Source organism: Lysobacter humi (ex Lee et al. 2017) (genome assembly GCF_054781815.1).
This window is the reverse complement of sequence record NZ_BAAGTR010000012.1, coordinates 204,410-220,819: the sequence shown is the minus strand read 5'-3', so window position 1 is coordinate 220,819 and position 16,410 is coordinate 204,410. Positions and strand designations below refer to the sequence as shown.

The window sequence follows — 16,410 nt, the reverse complement described above, 5'->3', positions numbered from 1 at the left end:
CCGGCCCATCCGGCGGCGACGCGGCCGTTCCGACGTACATCAGGGCGCCCGGCCCGAGGGGCCTGCTCGGGCATTGCGCGCGGCCCTTCGACGCCTGCCGTCGCACGCGTCGAGACCGGTTCCACGCCAGCGCCTGAAGCTGGTTCCACGGCGCCCTAAGTCCTTGTTTTTCCGTCGAAATCCGGGTGCTTTCGAACGCCCGTCGTGCTACCATTTCACCTCTTCAGGACCCCGCCTGCGGATGCCCGCCCGACCCGCCACTTCCGGCCGGTGAGGCGCCGGCATCACCGGCCGTGTCCATCGCCCTGACGGAATCCCGATGACGGAACTCGCCCGCGAAATCATCCCGGTCAACCTCGAAGACGAGATGCGCCGCAGCTACCTCGATTACGCGATGAGCGTGATCGTGGGCCGCGCGCTCCCGGACGTGCGCGACGGCCTCAAGCCCGTGCACCGTCGCGTGCTCTACGCGATGCACGAGCTGGGCGCGCATTCGAACCGCCCGTACTACAAGTCCGCGCGAATCGTCGGCGACGTCATCGGCAAGTACCACCCGCACGGCGATACCGCCGTGTACGACACCCTGGTGCGCATGGCGCAGCCGTTCTCGCTGCGCTACATGCTGGTGGACGGGCAGGGCAACTTCGGCTCGATCGACGGCGACTCCGCCGCGGCCATGCGCTACACCGAGGCGCGCATGTCGCGCATCGCGCACGAGTTGATGGCGGACATCGACAAGGAGACCGTCGACTTCCAGCCCAACTACGACGAGAAGGAACTCGAGCCGACCGTCATGCCGACGCGGGTGCCGAACCTGCTCGTGAACGGTTCGGCGGGCATCGCCGTGGGCATGGCGACCAACATCCCGCCGCACAACCTCGGCGAGGTGGTCGACGCGACCATCGCGCTGATCGACGACGCCGAGATCGACGTCGACGGCCTGATGCAGCACATCCCGGGCCCGGACTTCCCGACCGCGGGCATCATCAACGGCACCGCAGGCATCGCCGCCGCCTACCGCACGGGCCGCGGCCGCGTGCGCATGCGCGCGAAGGCCGACATCGAGACGATGGACAACGGCCGCGAGGCGATCATCGTCACCGAGATCCCCTACCAGGTGAACAAGGCGCGGTTGATCGAGAAGATCGCCGAACTGGTGAAGGAGAAGCGCCTCGAGGGCATCAGTGAGTTGCGCGACGAGTCCGACAAGGACGGCATGCGCATCTACATCGAGGTCAAGCGCGGCGAGTCGGCCGACGTGGTACTCAACAACCTCTATCAGCAGACGCAGATGGAGTCGGTGTTCGGCATCAACATGGTCGCGCTCATCGACGGCCGCCCGCGCGTGCTGAACCTCAAGGAGATCCTCGAGGCCTTCGTGCGTCACCGCCGCGAGGTCGTCACCCGCCGCACGATCTACGACCTGCGCAAGGCCCGCGCGCGCGCCCACATCTTGGAAGGCCTCACGGTCGCGCTCGCCAACATCGACGAGATGATCGACCTGATCAAGACGTCGGCGAACCCGGTGGAGGCGCGTGAGCGCATGCTCGCCCGCACGTGGGAACCGGGGCTCGTCAGCGCGCTGCTGTCGGCCGCCGGTGCGGATGCGTCGCGCCCGGACGACCTGCCCAACGGCGTCGGTCTGGTCGACGAGAACGGCACGTCGCGCTACCAGCTCACCGAGACGCAGGCGCAGCAGATCCTCGAGATGCGCCTGCACCGCCTGACCGGGTTGGAGCAGGAGAAGCTCACCGACGAGTACAAGGAGCTGCTGGAGACGATCCGCGCCCTGATCGAGATCCTCGTCAACCCCGACCGCCTGCGCGAGGTGATCCGCACCGAGCTGCTGGAGCTGAAGGAAGAGTTCGGCGACGCGCGCCGCAGCGAGATCCGCGAGAGTGAGGAAGACCTTGACATCCTCGACCTGATCGCGCCGGAAGACGTGGTGGTCACGCTCTCGCACGCCGGCTACGCCAAGCGCCAGCCGGTGGCGGCCTATCGCGCGCAGAAGCGCGGCGGCCGCGGTCGCAATGCCGCCAAGACGAAGGACGAGGACTTCATCGACCAGTTGTGGCTGGTGAATACGCACGACACGCTGCTCACGTTCACGAGCACCGGTCGCGTGTTCTGGCTGCCGGTGCACCAGTTGCCCGAGGCGGGCCCGACGTCGCGCGGCCGTCCGATCATCAACTGGATCCCGCTGGAAGCCGGCGAGCAGGTGCAGGCCGTGGTGCCGGTGCGCGAGTACACCGAAGGCCAGTTCGTCTTCTTCGCCACGCGCAATGGCACGGTCAAGAAGACACCGCTCACCGAGTTCGCGTTCCGGCTGGCGCGCGGCAAGATCGCCATCTCGCTCGACGAGGGCGATGCGCTCGTCAACGCCGAGCTGACCGACGGCACGCGCGACATCATGCTGTTCGCGAGCAACGGCAAGGGCGTGCGCTTTGCCGAGTCCGAGGTGCGCCCGATGGGCCGCACCGCCACCGGCGTGCGCGGCATGCGCCTGGCCGAGGGCGAGGAGGGCAGCGACGGCGCGAAGGTGGTCAGCCTGATCGTGGTCGACGGCGAGGGCGACATCCTCACCGCCAGCGAGCGCGGCTTCGGCAAGCGCACGCCGCTCGACGAGTACCCGCGCAAGGGCCGTGGCACGCAGGGCGTGATCGCACTGAAGACCACGGACCGCAACGGCGAGCTCGTCGGCGCGATCCAGCTCAGCGATCACCACGAGGTGCTGCTCATCTCCGACCGCGGCACTCTGGTGCGCACGCGAGCGTCCGAGATCTCGCAGGTGAGCCGCAACACGCAGGGCGTCACGCTGATCAAGCTGGCCGCCGACGAGTGCTTGCAGGCGATCGAGCGCGTGGACGTGTCGCTGGAAGAGGACGACGAAATGCTCAGCGGCCCCGCGGTGCCGGTCGAGGGCGATGTCGATCCGTCGATCGACGAGCACGTGCTGATCGTCGCCGGCCACGATCCGGATGCAGCGGGCACCGGCGAGGGTCTTGCGGACTGATTGGCCGCTGCGATTGATCGACCCCGGAGCCCGGCACCTGCCGGGCTCCGTGTTTGCGGGCCTCAAGCCGGCGTTGCACGGGCCGTTAACGTCCCCGGATCCGGGGGGAATTCGAGTGGTGCGAGGCAGGCGGCCAGCAGGGGCATTGCGCCATGGCGCGCGGGCGGGTGTGCCCGCGCGGGCGCTGCGCCGTCGTCGCCACGCCGCACCGGTCCGGTCCGTCGGGGACGCACGATGGCCGTGACCGAGCCGTTCTCCCAGGAGCTGCGCATCGCGGTGGCGGGGCTGGAAGTCGGGATGTTCGTCTCACGCCTCGACCGGTCGTGGATCGGCTCGGGGTTTCCGCTCGAAGGCGTGCTGCTGCTTCGCGAGGTCGATCTCGACCGCCTGCGCGCGCTGTGCCGGCACGTCTATGTCGACGTGGTGCGTGGCAAGGCGCCGGCATTGCGCCACGTCGTGCTGGAAAGCGAGGTCGAGCTGCCGCCCGCACCTCCCGTGGTGCGGGACGGGCGCGAATGGGTGCCCGCACAGCTGTTCGGCCCCGAGCTCTCGCGGGCCGAGCAGGCGCACGAGGGCCTGCAGGCCGGCATCCGCGAGGTCATGGAGGAGGTGCGCAGCGGCGGCAAGCTCGACGCGGACAAGCTCGCGCAGGGCGTCGACCTGATGCTCGACTCGATCACCCGCAATCCGCTCGCGCTGCCCTGGGTGATGGAGATGCGCCGCAAGGGCGACTACGTCTACCAGCATGCGCTGGCCTGCTCGATCTGGGCGGCGACGTTCGGCTGCCACCTGGGCCTGGAGCGCGAGGACCTGCGCGAGCTCTCGCTCGGGGCATTGCTGTGCGACGTTGGGAAGGTGCGCCTGCCCCAGGCATTGCTCGTCAAGCCCGGACCGCTCAGCGAGCACGAGATCGCACGCCTGCGCAGCCACGTCGCCGAGGGCTGCAAGATCCTCGACGCCGGCGGCGGGTTCCCGCGCCGCGTGCGCGACATGGTCGCCAGCCATCACGAGCGCTTCGACGGCAGCGGCTATCCCGACGGCCTCAGGGGCGGCGCGATCCCGCTCTTCGCGCGCATCGCCGGGCTCGTCGACAGCTATGACGCGATGATCAGCGTGCGGCCCTATGCCGCGAGCCGGTCGCCGCACCAGGCGGTGATGGAGCTCTACGACGCACGCGACCGGCTCTTCCAGTCCGAGCTCGTCGAGCAGTTCATCCGCACCTGCGGCATCTATCCGACCGGCTCGCTGGTCGAGCTCACCGACGGGACGGTCGGCGTCGTCGTGTCGGTGGATTCGCTCAAGCGCCTGAAGCCCCGCGTCATGCTGATCCTCGGGGCGGACAAGCGCCCCCTTGCGGAATTCACCCTGGTCGACCTCGCCGATGTCGAGGTGGACGCCGACGGCCGCCCGCTCGGCGTGCGCGGCGGCCTGCCGCAGGGCGCGTACGGCATCGACCGCGCCGCGCTGTTCCTGGACTGACCGTGCAGATCGACGACGAGGTCACCGGCCTGCGCTCGCGGCAGGGGTTCATGCCGCTGCTGGGCCGGCAGGTGGTGGCCGCGTGCGAGCACAAGTCGGCGATGGCGCTGCTGGTGGTGGACATCGAAGGCTTCGTGCAGGTGAACGGCCTGCACGGCTACCGGGTGGGCGACGAGATGCTTCGTCACCTCGCTGCGCAGCTGAAGGCCGTTGCGCGGCGGCAGGACTTCGTGGCGCGCATCGGTGACGACCGCTTCGCGCTGCTGCTGACCGGCATGTTCAATCGCGGGCACGTCGAGCTCGCGGTGCAGAAGCTGTTCCGCCTGCTCGACGTTCCGCTGCAGGCGTCAACCGTGCGACTGCACGTGCCCGTCAGCATCGGCATCGCGATGTGTCCGCTGCACGCGACGCATGCCGAGCACCTGCTGCGGCGCGCGGAGGCGGCCCTGCTGCGTGCCCGCCGCGATGGCCTGCGCCATGCGTTCGCGCCGGATGCCGACGCCGACCTCGACATCTCCGACCTGTGGGACCTGGAACTGCAGCTGGGCGGCGCGATCGAGCGCGGCGAGATGCAGCTCGCCTTCCAGCCTAAAGTGCGTGTCGACGATCGTCGGCCGGAGGGCGCTGAGGCCTTGATGCGCTGGACCAGCCTCTCGCGCGGCGTGGTGTCGCCCGCGGTGTTCATCCCGGTCGCCGAGCGCGTCGGCCAGATCAAGAAGCTGACCGTCTGGGCACTCAACAGCGCGCTGCGCCAGGCGGCCCGTTGGCCGGCGGACGCCGTACCGCGCGTGGTGTCGGTGAACCTTCCGGGCATGCTCGCGGCGCATGCGGACCTGCCCGAGCTGGTCGAGGACGCGCTGTCGCTGTGGTCGGGCAACGACGTGCGCCTGATGCTCGAGATCACCGAGGGCTCGCTGATGGATCCGGCGCGCGCCTTCCCGGTGCTGCAGCGCATCCGCGACCTCGGCGTAGGCATCTCGATCGACGACTTCGGCACGGGCTATTCGTGCCTGGCGTACTTCCGCAACATCCCGGCCGACGAGCTAAAGATCGACCGCTCGTTCGTGACCGGCCTGCTCACCGATCCGGCGAATGGCGAGATCGTGCGGCTGATCATCGAGCTGGCGCACCGCTTCGGCCTGCGCGTGGCCGCCGAGGGCGTGGAGGACGACGCGACCTTCGAGCGGCTGCGCGAGCTCGGCTGCGACAGCGTGCAGGGCTACCTGTTCGGCCGGCCCATGCCCGCCGCCGACTTCATCGGCTGGTCGCTGGGCGCGGCGGACGCCATGCCGGCCTCCGTCGGCTGAGGGCAGCCCTCAGCGCGTCGGGAACACCGCGACCGAACGGGGGACCAGCAACGCGGTCCCACCGGCGAGGCCTCCGGCGGATTCGGCCGGGAGCCGCAGTTCCACGCGTCGAGCATCGGTGCCGAGTCGGGCGTCGAGCACGAGGTCCCCCGCGATCCGCCGCTGTCCCGCGACGCGGATGCGCAGGCCGTCGCGGCCGGTGTCGACGAGGCGTGCCTCGCGCGGCCGGAAGTGAAGCGAGGCGGGGCCGTCGGGCACGTCGGATGAGCCCCACACGCGTTCGCCACCGAGCATGAAGGCGCCGCTCGCGACCTCGCCGTCGAGCCGGCAGGACTCGCCGATGAAGTCGTAGGCGAAGGCCGTGCGGGGCGCATCATGCAGCGCTTCGGGGGTGCCGACCTGCTCGATGCGTCCCTCGCGCATGAGCACGATGCGATCCGCGAGCTCGAGCGCTTCGTCCTGGTCGTGGGTGACGAACAGCGTCGTCTGCCCGGTGCGCTCGTGCAGCGCGCGCAGCCACCGGCGCAGCTCCACGCGCACCTTCGCGTCGAGCGCGCCGAACGGCTCGTCGAGCAGGAGCACGCGCGGCTCGATGGCCAGCGCCCGGGCGAGCGCGATGCGCTGCTTCTGGCCGCCGGACAGCTGGTCCGGATAGCGCCCGCCATGGTCGGGCAGCTGCACCAACGCGAGGAGTTCGTCCACGCGCCGCGCGATGTCGGGCTTCGACGGGCGCTGCGCACGCGGTCGGCTGCGCAGGCCGAACGCCACGTTCTCGGCGACCGTCATGTGCCGGAACAGGGCGTAGTGCTGGAAGACGAAGCCGATGCCACGCTCGCGCAGCGACAGCCGCGTCGCATCGACATCGTCGAACAGCACGCGACCGGTGTCGGCGGCGAGCAGGCCGCCGACCACGCGAAGCAGCGTCGTCTTGCCCGAGCCCGAGGGCCCCAGCAGGGCGACGAGTTCGCCCGGCGGGATGTCGAGGTCGATGTCGTCGAGCGCCGTGACGCGCCCATAGCGCTTGCCGAGGCCGCGGATCGTCAGGCGCGTGCCGCGCGGCGAAGCGGCCGCGAGAGTCGCGGCGTCAGCGATGGGTGCGGTCACGGGCGAGGGCATCGCCATGGCGGAACTCCAGCCAGGTCTTGAGGATGAGGGTGACGAGGGCGAGGCCCGCCAGCAGCGACGCGGCCGCGAACGCCGCGGTGCCGTCGAACTCGTTGTAGAGGATCTCGATGTGCAGCGGCAGCGTGTTGGTGAGGCCGCGGATGTGGCCCGAAACGACCGAGACCGCGCCGAACTCGCCCATCGCGCGGGCGGTGCACAGCAGCACGCCGTACAGCAGGCCCCAGCGGATGTTCGGAAGCGTCACGCGCCGGAACATCGTCCAGGCATCCGCGCCGAGCGACCGCGCCGCGAGCTCCTCGTCGGCGCCCTGCTGCTCCATCAGCGGGATCAGCTCGCGCGCGACGAACGGGAACGTCACGAACAGCGTTGCGAGCACGATGCCCGGCCGTGCGAACAGGATCTCGACATCGTGCTCGCGGAGTGCGTCCGCGAACCAGCCGCTGCTGCCGAAGAGCAGCACGAGGCAGAGACCCGCCACCACCGGCGACACCGCGAACGGCAGGTCGATCAGCGCGAGCAGCACCCGTTTGCCGCGGAACTCGAAGCGGGTGACGGCCCACGCGAGCAGCAGGCCGAAGAAGGCATTGAGCGGTACGGCGACCAGTGCCGTGGTGAGCGTGAGGCCGAGCGCCGCGCGGGCATCGCGCGTGGACAGCGCATTCCACCAGGCGCGGAAGCCGTCGCCGAACGCCGCGCCCAGCACCATCAGCAAGGGCAGCACGACGAGGGCAACCATCAGCAGCACGGCGGAGGCAATGGCAAGGCGCCGCAGCCACGCGGGCGGATCGAGCGCATGCGCCTCAGCCATGGCCGATGCTCCGTCGTCCATGGGCGAACAGCAGCGGGATGGAGTTGATGGCGAGCAGGCAGATGAACGATGCCGCGAGCAGCAGCGCGGCGATCGCGGTCGCACCGGCGTAGTCGTATTCCTCCAGCCGGATCACGATCAGCAACGGCGCGATCTCGGTGCGGTAGGGCAGGTTGCCCGCGATGAAGATCACCGAGCCGTACTCGCCGAGTGCGCGCGCGAACGCCAGCGAGAAGCCGGTAAGCAGCGCCGGCAGCATTTCGGGCAGGACCACGCGCCGCAGGACGGTCCAGCGCGATGCGCCGAGCGAGGCGGCGGCCTCTTCCGCCTCGCGGCCGAGCGCCTCGAGCACGGGTTGCAGCGTGCGTACGGCGAAGGGCAGGCCGATGAACACGAGCGCGAGCACGATGCCCGTCGGTGCATAGGCGATCTCGATGCCCATCGCCTTCGCGTGGCGGCCGATCCAGCCGGTCGGCGCATAGATCGCGGTGAGCGCGATGCCCGCGACCGCGGTCGGCAGGGCGAAGGGCAGGTCAACGAGCGCATCGAGCAATCGGCGGCCCGGGAACCGGTAACGCACCACGACCCACGCGATCAATGCACCCGCGAGCGATGCCGCGAGCGCGGCGACCAGCGCGGCGCTGAAGCTCAGCCGTACGGCGGCCTGCACCCGTTCGTCGGCGATCGCGCGAAGCCAGCCGTCCGCGCCGAGTCCCGCCGCCCGCACTGCGAGGGCGAGGAGCGGAAGCAGGACGACCACCCCGAGCCACGCCAGGCCGAGCCCCAGGCTCAGCCCGAAGCCCGGCAGCGGCGCATGCCGCGCGCGATGCACGCGCGGCGGCAGCAGGGGGGCGGCGACGGCCGCGCTCATCGTGCGACCTGCGGCATGTGCGGCACGGATCTGCTCATCGCGGCCGGTAGATCCGGTCGAAGAAGCCGCCGTCGGCGAAGTGCTCTGCCTGCGCCTTCTTCCAGCCGCCGAAGGCGGCGTCGATCGTCACCAGCGGCAACTCGCGGAACTTCCGCAGCTGCGCGGCGGGCACGGCGCCGGCGACGGCCGGGCGGAAGTGGTGCTTGGCTGCGAGCTGCTGGCCCTCGGGCGTGTAAAGGAAGCGCAGGTAGGCCTCGGCCTGGCGCTGCGTGCCGTGCTTCGCCGTGTTCTTGTCGACCCACGCCACGGGTGGCTCGGCCCGGATCGAGATCGACGGCACCACCAGCTCGAACTTCGATGCCGTGTCGGGATCGGCGAGCGTGAGCAGCGCCTCGTTCTCCCAGGCGATCAGGACGTCACCGATGCCGCGCTCCACGAAGGTCGTGGTCGCGCCGCGCGCACCGGTGTCGAGCACCGGCGCATTGCCGTACAGGCGCCTCATGTAGTCGACGACCTTGTCGCCCTCGCGGTACTCCCGCGAAGCCCAGGCCCAGGCCGCGAGGTAGTTCCAGCGCGCGCCGCCGGACGTCTTCGGGTTCGGCGTGATCACCGCGACGCCGGGCCGGGCGAGGTCGTTCCAGTCGCGGACGCTCTTCGGATTGCCCTTGCGCACCAGGAACACGATCGTCGACGTGTAGGGCGCGCTGTTGTGCGGCAGGCGGGACTGCCAGTTCGCGGGCAACAGACGCGCGTTCTGCGCGATCGCGTCGATATCGCCCGCCAGTGCGAGCGTCACGACGTCCGCCCGGAGCCCGTCGATCACGGCGCGCGCCTGCTTGCCGGAGCCGCCGTGCGAGGTGCGGATCTGCAGCGTCTCGCCGGTCTGCTGCTTCCAGCGTGCGGCGAAGCGCTCGTTGACCTCCGCGTAGAACTCGCGCGTGGGGTCGTAGGAGACGTTGAGAAGCTCGCCTTCGCGTGCGGCGGTCGGCAACGCGATCGATGCGAGCACGAGCAGGAGCGGAAGAATACGGAACGGTCGCATGGGGGTCTCCGTCAGAAGGCGAACTGCGCACGGGTGAAGAGGGTTTTCTCGTCCTCGCGGTCGGCACCGGTGGGCGCTCCGCCCTCGAATGCGGCCTGCGTGTAGTTGGCGACGAGCTTGAAGTTCTGCGTCAGGTACCAGTTGAGGCCGACCGTCCAGGCGCGCGTGCGGCGTACCGCGCTGGCGGGATCGGCGAATACCGGGAACGCGCCGTCGTCGATGTCGAGCACGCCGACGCGCGCGGCGAGCTCGAACGCACCGAGTCCGCCGCCGTCGGCGCCGAACGCCCGATCGGGACGCACGACGCCGCGATAGCTCGCGTCCTCGCCGGTGAGCACCCACGACGCCGCGACCTGCCAGGCGCGATGCTCGAGGTCGGCGGCCGCGGTGCCCGTGCGAACGGCCTGTCGCGACGCCACGGCCTCGGCGAGTACGCCGAGCGGGCCCTGGTAGTACGTCACCTGCGGCGACAGCCGAGCGCGCTCGCCGTCGGCGACGACGGTCGCGCGGTAGCCGAAGGCATTGACCTGTCCCGGCGTGCGGTAGCGCGGGAGCGTCGCCGTGCCGGTCGCATCGCCGTGGCTCGCCGCGAGTGCGAAGCCAAGCCCCGACGCTGCGTTCGCGGCGTCACGGAACGGCTCCCAGGCCACTCGCGCGAACGCCTCGACGCCGTCGTCCGCATTCTGCGACGCGCCGTCGCGGCCGTCCGCGGCGCCGTTGAACGCGCCGACGGCATAGGCGAGGCGGCCGCCGCCGAACTCGCCCTGCAGCTGCACGCCGAGGTCGCGGTTGGGCGCGAGTTCCGATGGCAGGCCGAGCTCGACGAACGTCGTCGCGCCGGACGACTGCAGCCGCTCGATGCCGAAGGGCACCTTGAACTTGCCCGCGCGCAACGTGGCGCGCGGATCGAACTTCAGGTCGACGTAGGCATCGGCGATGCTCGCGCTGTCGCCGGCGAGCTCGGCCATGATCCGGTAGCCGACGAGCTTGCCCCAGGTGCCTTCCAGCGCGGGCTGCACGCGGCGCAGCAGGAAGCCGTCGTTCTGCGGCAGGCGATCGTCGTCGATCCACGTGCGTCCGTCGGCCTGGACGAGCGCGCGCACCTTCACCTCGATGCCGTCGGCCGCGGGCGAGCGCAGGGACAGCCCCTTCGGCGAGAGCTGCACCGTCGATGCGGTGGCGGCCTTCGTCGCGGCGTCCTCCGCCTGCAATTCGAGCTGGCGTTCGATGACCCGCAGGCGCTGGTCGAGGGCGGCGAGCCCGGCCGCGTCGGTCACAGGCTCGGGCGTGGCCCCGACGCCCAGGCGCTGCTCGAGCACGCGCAGGCGCTCGGCGAGCTGCTCGACGGTAGGGGGCGCGGTCTGTGCGTCGACGGCGCCGCTGGCGACGAGCAACGCGACCGCGAGGAGGGAGTGACGCGGGATCATGGAGTCTCCTGGCTGTGGTCGCGCGTCCGGCGGTCCGGTCGGCGCGGTGGGTCTAGCGTCCGTCGACGCGGAGCTTCTGGCTGCGCGTGATCTGGACGATGCGATCGCTGTGCACGACGACCTCGACGGACCCGTAGCGCAGTTCGCGCAGGGCTTCGAGCACGGCGTGCTCGGCGTCGGTCAGCGGCACGGCGTAGCGGCGCGGCGGCGCTTGGCCGTCGGACACGAAGGGTGCGGGTTTCATGCGACGCCTCCCGCCACGGCCGTGCCGTCAACGAGGGCACGCACGCTCACGCGGTCCAGCACGCCGGCGAGCGCATCGCGCGCCTCGCGCATGACGGCGCGCAGGCTGCAGGCGGCGGGGTCCGCGCAGTCGGCGCAGGGGCGGTAGGCCGTGACGCTCGCGCAGCGCACGGGGGCGAGCGGGCCATCGATCACGCGGATCACGTCGCCGAGCATGATCGCGTCAGCTGGACGGGCGAGCGCATGGCCACCGGACGGGCCGCGACGGCTGTCGACGAAGCCGGCGTCGCGGAGCTCGACCAGGATCGTCTCGAGGAACTTCGGCGGCAGCCCGCTCTGCTCGGCGAGGCGGTGGGCCTGCAGGCGCGGCGCCGCGCCGTCGTCGGGGCCCGCGAGCGCGCTCAGCGCCCTTAGCGCGTACTTCGCCTTCATCGTCAGCATTTCCCAGTCACCATGTGGGAAATGTGGCGGGGCGACGCGCGGCGCACCAATCACCGCGCGCCATCTGCTTACGACTTCCGGCTATGACCCGGTCGCGCGGGATTCACGCCGCGCGAATGCGCCCGGGCGGCGCGGAACCGCCCGGGCCGTGACTCAGCCGATCTGCTCGAGCATGTGCTCGGCGGTGGATACGCGGAATTCGCCCGGCGCCTCGACGAACACCTTGGTCACCACGCCGTCCTCGACGAGCAGCGCGAAGCGCTTGGAGCGGATGCCCATCCCATAGGCCGAGGCATCGAGCTCGAGTCCGAGGGCACGCGTGAGCTCGGCATTGCCGTCGGCCACCATGATCATGCCGTCCGGCACCGCCTGGCTGTTCATCCAGGCCTGCATCACGAAGGGGTCGTTGACCGCCATGCAGGCCACGTCCACGCCGCGCGAGCGGAAGGCGTCGAACTGCGCGACGAAGCCGGGCAGGTGCTTCTCCGAGCACGTCGGCGTGAATGCGCCGGGCACCGCGAAGATCACCGTACGCCCGGTGCCGAACAGGGCATGCGTATCGGTCTTGTCGATGCCGCCGGCCGTGATCTTCTGTACCACCACCTCGGGAAGGCGCTCGCCGTTCTGGATCATCCGTGTACTCCTGTCTGGATTCTTAATGCAGTGTACGCGCGCCCGCAGGCGGCGTGCCGCCCTCTTGAAACGCGTGCGGCCGCCACTAGTTTGCCGGCATCGCGGCCGCCGGCCGCCCTTGTAGAGACAGAGAGGGACCGCATGAACCTGACGCGCTATCCGCAGCAGCAGCGTTCTGGCCAGTCGCTGGCGCAGGACGAGTTCAAGCAGCTCTTCGAGCGCTTCTTCGGCCTCGGGGAGACGAACACCGACGAGTCGTCGGTGGTCACCAGCCAGTGGAGCCCGCGGGTCGACATCCGCGAGGAGCCGGGCCGCTTCGTCATCCTCGCCGACCTGCCGGGCGTCGAGCCGGGCGAGGTCGAGGTGCTGATGGACAAGGGCATCCTGTCGATCCGCGGCGAGCGCAAGAGCGAGCTCAACGAGCAGACCGATCGCTATTCGCGCATCGAGCGCCGCTACGGCAGCTTCCATCGCCGCTTCGCGCTGCCCGACAGCGCCGATCCCGACGGCATCACCGCGAACGGCCGCAACGGCGTGCTGGAGATCAGCATCCCCAAGCGCCCCGAAACCACGCCGCGGCGCATTCAGGTGGGCAACGGCGTCCAGTCGCGCGACGCGATCGAGTCGACCCGGCAGTAACGGCCGCGGGCCCCGTGCGACGCGCGGTGCTTTGCCGGGCGGTGTCACTACACTGACGGCCTGCGGGGTCACCCGCGGGCCGTCATCGTTTTCGGAATTCCTCAGCGGAGCGCTGGATGCAGTTCAAGGACTACTACGCGACGCTCGGCCTCGAGCCGAGCGCGGGCGACGCGGAGATCAAGACGGCCTACCGCCGGCTCGCGCGCAAGTACCATCCCGACGTCAGCAAGGAGGCCGACGCGGAGGAGCGCTTCAAGGCCGTCAACGAGGCCTACGAGGCGCTGCGCGATCCCGCCAAGCGCAAGGCCTACGACCAGCTTCGCGCGCGCGGCTACCGCCCCGGCGATGACGTGCAGCCCGGCCCGCAGGGGTTCGGCGACATGGGCGGTGTCGACTTCGACGAGATCTTCGCCGGCGGCGGCGCGGGCGGCGGCTTCAGCGACTTCTTCGAAAGCCTGTTCGGCCAGGGCCGCCGGCCGGGGCGCCCCGGGGCAGGCCCGGGCGCGTCCGGCCCGCGCACGGCACCCCGCGCGGACACGCGCGCGAAGCTCGCGGTGCCGCTCGAATCGGTCTACGAGGGCAACAGCGTCCGCATCTCCATCGGCGGCCGCACGCTCGACGTGCGCGTGCCCAAGGGCGTTCGCGAGGGCCAGGTGATCCGGCTTGCCGGGCAGGGCGGCAACGGCGGGGACCTGCTGCTGGAGGTCGAGTACGCCGCGCATCCGCATTTCGAGGTCGACGGCCGGAACATCCTCCACGTCGCGCAGATCGCGCCGTGGGAGGCCGCACTCGGCGCGACGATCAGCGTGCCGACGCTCGGCGGCGCGGTGGAACTCAAGGTCCCGCCCAACTCGGAAGCGGGTCGCAAGCTGCGCCTGCGCGGGCGCGGCCTGCCGGGCGCATCGCCGGGCGACCAGATCGTGGAGCTCGAAGTGGTGGCGCCGCGTCCGCAGAGCGTGGCGCAGATCGAGGCCTACGAGGCGCTGCGCGCGGCGTTCGACGGCGCCCGGCGCTGAGCGGTCATCGCTCCCGGGCGCGCCTGGCGCTCCGTCGCCGCGCCGCCACTCAGCAAGCGCGAGAACGGCCCAGACGACCGCGAAACACCACGTCGCCGGGCCGGAGTGGCCAATCCCCTCGAGTTCCGTGCCGGCTTCGACCCAGCGCCAGAACGGCGCGGGGACGACGGCCGGGACGATCGCGCCCAGCGCGCCGGTCACGAGCACCTTCGCCCGCGGCGCGCCCGGATCGAGCGGCGCAGGAGCGGCCGAGCGAAGCCTCGCGTGTGTCCCGCGTCCCGCCGCCGTCAGCCGGGCATCAGCTGCCCGATCACTTCCGCCAGGTCGGCATCGTTGAACGGCTTGGTGATGTAGGCCTTCGCGCCCTGGCGCATGCCCCAGACGCGGTCCGTGTCCTGGTCCTTCGTCGTCACCAGCACGATCGGGATGTGCTTGGTGGTCGGCTCGCGCGAGATCGCGCGCGTGGCCTGGAAGCCATTGAGGTTCGGCATCACCACGTCCATGAGGATCAGGTCGGGGATCTCGCGCTTGGCGACTTCCACGCCCGCCGCGCCGTCCTCGGCGGTGATCGCCTCGTGCCCCAGCTTTTCGACGAGCCGGCGGATGCCCATCAGCTGGGAGGGCGAGTCGTCGACGATCAGGATTCGGGCCATGGCGGGTTCTCGGGAGTTCCGGAGATTCTACCGGTCGCCCCGGCGCCCCCCGCAAGCCTCAGAGCCGAACCAGCGTGCGGCCAAAGGAGCCACCTGCGAGCATCGTCGCGAAAACGTCGGGCAGCCCGTCGAGCCCGACCTCGCGCGTCGCGATCCGGTCGAGGTGCGCGGGCTTCCAGTCGGTGGCCAGGTGCTGCCAGACCGCCTCGCGCACGTCACGGGCGGTGCCCGCCGAGGCGACGCCGAGCAGGGAGACGCCACGGATGATGAAAGGCATGACCGTCGTCGCGAGCTCGGGCGACGCGGCCAGCCCCGCGGTGGCGACATTGCCGTAGGGTGCGGTCTGGGCGAGCAGGCTCGCGAGCATCGCGCCGCCGACGTTGTCGAGGCCGCCGCCGAAGCGTGCGGATTCCATCGGGCGACCCGTCGCGAGTGCGTCGCGGCCCAGCACCTCGTGCGCACCGAGCGTGCGCAGGTACTCCACGGCCTCGGGCTTGCCGCTGACCGCATGCACCTCGAAGCCCGCGCGACTGAAGATGTCCACGGCGAGCGAACCGACCCCGCCGGTCGCGCCGGTGACGACGAGCGGCCCCATCGACGGCACCTGCCGGTTCTCGGTCATGCGGTGCAGCGCGAGCCCGGCGGTGAACCCGGCCGTGCCGAGGATCATCGCCTCGCGCAGGTCGAGGCCGGCCGGCAGCGGGATCACCCAATCGGCTTCGAGGCGCGCGTATTCGCCGTAGCCGCCGTCGCGTGTCTCCGACAGCCCGCAGCCCGTGACCAGCACCGCGTCGCCCTCGCGATAGCGCGAGTCGCGGCTCTGCACGACGTGGCCGGCGACGTCGATGCCGCCGACGAGCGGAAAGCGCCGCAGGATCTTGCCTTCACCGGTGCCGGCAAGCGCATCCTTGTAGTTGACCGACGAATACGCCGTGCGGATCACGACCTCGCCGGGCGAGAGGTCGTCGAGCGCGATCGGTTCGATGCCGGCGCGATAGCCCTGCGCGTCGCTGTGGATCCGGAAGGCATTGAAGGCGGGAATGGTCATGGCGATATCCGAGAGGCGATGGATGCGGTCAGCGGCGGCCTTCGCGGCGCAGCTTGTCCTCGAGCCACTTCTGCGCGTGCGCGGGCTCATAGTCGCGCATCCATGCGAGCATGGCGCCCGCATCATCGCCGTGCCAGAGATCGGCGCGCTGGTCGGGATGCAGGAAGCGCTCGCCGACCATGTGGTCGAGCATCGCCATCAGCGGCGCCCAGAAGCCTTCGACGTCGAGGAAGGCGCAGGGTTTGTCGCCGAGTCCGAGCTGGCGCCATGTGAGCATCTCGAACATCTCGTCGAGCGTGCCGAAGCCGCCGGGCAGGGCGACGAAGGCATCGGCAAGATCGAACATGCGCGCCTTGCGCGTGTGCATGTCGGCGACGATCTCGAGCTTCGTCAGCCCGCGATGCGCGACCTCCATGCCGACGAGCTGCTCGGGGATCACGCCGATCACGTCGCCGCCGGCCTCGAGTACGGCGTCGGCGACGATGCCCATCAGGCCGACGTTGCCGCCGCCGTAGACGAGCCCGAGGCCCTGCTCGGCGAGCAGGCGCCCCAGCGCGGCCGCACGCTCGGCGTAGACCGGTCTGTTGCCGGAGTTCGAACCGCAGTAGACGCAGACGTACTTCATCGGATTTCCATTGGCTGAAACGCGCGACGCCAGACTTTCG

At 70.6% G+C, this 16,410-nt stretch carries 16 protein-coding genes; 5 read left to right on the top strand and 11 right to left on the bottom strand.

From position 1 onward, the window contains the following. Window positions 1-319: 319 nt before the first annotated feature. The 3 genes from gyrA (at window position 320) to ACYVJJ_RS12045 (ending at window position 5,799) form a co-directional block, all read left to right on the top strand. On the top strand, window positions 320-3,013 hold the full coding sequence (gene gyrA / locus ACYVJJ_RS12055) for a DNA gyrase subunit A (RefSeq protein WP_460833885.1): 2,694 nt from the start codon (window positions 320-322) through the stop codon (window positions 3,011-3,013). Window positions 3,014-3,247: 234 nt separating this feature from the next. Beyond that, a complete protein-coding gene (locus ACYVJJ_RS12050; protein WP_460833884.1) occupies window positions 3,248-4,492 on the top strand; it encodes an HD-GYP domain-containing protein in 1,245 nt (414 codons plus the stop codon). A 2-nt stretch (window positions 4,493-4,494) separates the two neighbouring features. Continuing rightward, complete coding sequence (locus ACYVJJ_RS12045; protein WP_460833882.1) at window positions 4,495-5,799, top strand: putative bifunctional diguanylate cyclase/phosphodiesterase; 1,305 nt, start codon at window positions 4,495-4,497, stop codon at window positions 5,797-5,799. Between the two features lie 9 nt (window positions 5,800-5,808). Here ACYVJJ_RS12045 and ACYVJJ_RS12040 read toward each other — a convergent pair whose 3' ends face one another. The 8 genes from ACYVJJ_RS12040 to ACYVJJ_RS12005 all read right to left on the bottom strand — a co-directional run bounded on the left by ACYVJJ_RS12040 (window position 5,809) and on the right by ACYVJJ_RS12005 (window position 12,389). Further along, a complete protein-coding gene (locus tag ACYVJJ_RS12040; RefSeq protein WP_460833881.1) occupies window positions 5,809-6,921 on the bottom strand; it encodes a sulfate/molybdate ABC transporter ATP-binding protein in 1,113 nt (370 codons plus the stop codon). Next, window positions 6,884-7,732, bottom strand: a complete 849-nt coding sequence (gene cysW / locus ACYVJJ_RS12035) for a sulfate ABC transporter permease subunit CysW (protein ID WP_460833879.1) — start codon at window positions 7,730-7,732, stop codon at window positions 6,884-6,886. Before cysW ends, ACYVJJ_RS12040 begins: the two co-directional genes overlap by 38 nt. Next, window positions 7,725-8,603 (bottom strand): sulfate ABC transporter permease subunit CysT, encoded by an 879-nt coding sequence (gene cysT / locus ACYVJJ_RS12030; protein ID WP_460833878.1) that lies wholly within the window; start codon window positions 8,601-8,603, stop codon window positions 7,725-7,727. The genes cysW and cysT overlap by 8 nt, the downstream gene beginning before the upstream one ends. 34 nt (window positions 8,604-8,637) lie before the next feature. After that, window positions 8,638-9,645: a sulfate ABC transporter substrate-binding protein gene (locus ACYVJJ_RS12025; RefSeq protein WP_460833876.1), complete on the bottom strand. Its 1,008-nt coding sequence runs from the start codon at window positions 9,643-9,645 to the stop codon at window positions 8,638-8,640. 11 nt (window positions 9,646-9,656) lie between these two features. Continuing rightward, a complete protein-coding gene (locus ACYVJJ_RS12020; protein ID WP_460833875.1) occupies window positions 9,657-11,072 on the bottom strand; it encodes an OprO/OprP family phosphate-selective porin in 1,416 nt (471 codons plus the stop codon). 52 nt (window positions 11,073-11,124) lie between these two features. After that, window positions 11,125-11,316, bottom strand: a complete 192-nt coding sequence (locus tag ACYVJJ_RS12015; protein WP_460833874.1) for a DUF2292 domain-containing protein — start codon at window positions 11,314-11,316, stop codon at window positions 11,125-11,127. Next, entirely contained in the window at window positions 11,313-11,747 is a 435-nt protein-coding gene (locus ACYVJJ_RS12010; RefSeq protein ID WP_460833872.1) for an RrF2 family transcriptional regulator, read from the bottom strand. Before ACYVJJ_RS12010 ends, ACYVJJ_RS12015 begins: the two co-directional genes overlap by 4 nt. Window positions 11,748-11,909: 162 nt before the next feature. Then, a complete protein-coding gene (locus ACYVJJ_RS12005) occupies window positions 11,910-12,389 on the bottom strand; it encodes a redoxin family protein (protein WP_460833871.1) in 480 nt (159 codons plus the stop codon). A 141-nt stretch (window positions 12,390-12,530) separates the two neighbouring features. On the opposite strand from ACYVJJ_RS12005, the gene ACYVJJ_RS12000 reads away from it, so the two are divergent. Further along, a complete protein-coding gene (locus tag ACYVJJ_RS12000) occupies window positions 12,531-13,028 on the top strand; it encodes an Hsp20/alpha crystallin family protein (protein ID WP_460833869.1) in 498 nt (165 codons plus the stop codon). Window positions 13,029-13,144: 116 nt separating this feature from the next. After that, window positions 13,145-14,044 carry a DnaJ C-terminal domain-containing protein gene (locus ACYVJJ_RS11995; protein WP_460833868.1) on the top strand — a complete coding sequence of 300 codons (900 nt, stop codon included), beginning with the start codon at window positions 13,145-13,147 and terminating at the stop codon, window positions 14,042-14,044. Window positions 14,045-14,331: 287 nt separating this feature from the next. Here ACYVJJ_RS11995 and ACYVJJ_RS11990 read toward each other — a convergent pair whose 3' ends face one another. The 3 genes from ACYVJJ_RS11990 to ACYVJJ_RS11980 are packed head-to-tail and all read right to left on the bottom strand — an operon-like array spanning window position 14,332 to window position 16,370. Then, window positions 14,332-14,697, bottom strand: coding sequence for a response regulator (locus tag ACYVJJ_RS11990; RefSeq protein ID WP_460833866.1), 366 nt, complete (start codon window positions 14,695-14,697; stop codon window positions 14,332-14,334). Between the two features lie 58 nt (window positions 14,698-14,755). Beyond that, entirely contained in the window at window positions 14,756-15,745 is a 990-nt protein-coding gene (locus ACYVJJ_RS11985; protein WP_460833865.1) for an oxidoreductase, read from the bottom strand. Between the two features lie 28 nt (window positions 15,746-15,773). After that, the gene (locus ACYVJJ_RS11980) at window positions 15,774-16,370 is read right to left on the bottom strand and encodes an LOG family protein (protein ID WP_460833863.1); all 597 of its coding nucleotides are present in this window, start codon (window positions 16,368-16,370) and stop codon (window positions 15,774-15,776) included. Window positions 16,371-16,410 lie beyond the last annotated feature (40 nt).

Bases quoted from the DNA above. Each gene is read 5' to 3' on its own strand.
- gyrA (WP_460833885.1), top strand. From the start codon at position 320: ATGACGGAACTCGCCCGCGAAATCATCCCGGTCAACCTCGAAGACGAG.
- ACYVJJ_RS12050 (WP_460833884.1), top strand. From the start codon at position 3,248: ATGGCCGTGACCGAGCCGTTCTCCCAGGAGCTGCGCATCGCGGTGGCG.
- ACYVJJ_RS12040 (WP_460833881.1), bottom strand. From the start codon at position 6,921: ATGGCGATGCCCTCGCCCGTGACCGCACCCATCGCTGACGCCGCGACT.
- cysW (WP_460833879.1), bottom strand. From the start codon at position 7,732: ATGGCTGAGGCGCATGCGCTCGATCCGCCCGCGTGGCTGCGGCGCCTT.
- cysT (WP_460833878.1), bottom strand. From the start codon at position 8,603: ATGAGCGCGGCCGTCGCCGCCCCCCTGCTGCCGCCGCGCGTGCATCGC.
- ACYVJJ_RS12025 (WP_460833876.1), bottom strand. From the start codon at position 9,645: ATGCGACCGTTCCGTATTCTTCCGCTCCTGCTCGTGCTCGCATCGATC.
- ACYVJJ_RS12020 (WP_460833875.1), bottom strand. From the start codon at position 11,072: ATGATCCCGCGTCACTCCCTCCTCGCGGTCGCGTTGCTCGTCGCCAGC.
- ACYVJJ_RS12015 (WP_460833874.1), bottom strand. From the start codon at position 11,316: ATGAAACCCGCACCCTTCGTGTCCGACGGCCAAGCGCCGCCGCGCCGC.
- ACYVJJ_RS12010 (WP_460833872.1), bottom strand. From the start codon at position 11,747: ATGAAGGCGAAGTACGCGCTAAGGGCGCTGAGCGCGCTCGCGGGCCCC.
- ACYVJJ_RS12005 (WP_460833871.1), bottom strand. From the start codon at position 12,389: ATGATCCAGAACGGCGAGCGCCTTCCCGAGGTGGTGGTACAGAAGATC.
- ACYVJJ_RS12000 (WP_460833869.1), top strand. From the start codon at position 12,531: ATGAACCTGACGCGCTATCCGCAGCAGCAGCGTTCTGGCCAGTCGCTG.
- ACYVJJ_RS11995 (WP_460833868.1), top strand. From the start codon at position 13,145: ATGCAGTTCAAGGACTACTACGCGACGCTCGGCCTCGAGCCGAGCGCG.
- ACYVJJ_RS11990 (WP_460833866.1), bottom strand. From the start codon at position 14,697: ATGGCCCGAATCCTGATCGTCGACGACTCGCCCTCCCAGCTGATGGGC.
- ACYVJJ_RS11985 (WP_460833865.1), bottom strand. From the start codon at position 15,745: ATGACCATTCCCGCCTTCAATGCCTTCCGGATCCACAGCGACGCGCAG.
- ACYVJJ_RS11980 (WP_460833863.1), bottom strand. From the start codon at position 16,370: ATGAAGTACGTCTGCGTCTACTGCGGTTCGAACTCCGGCAACAGACCG.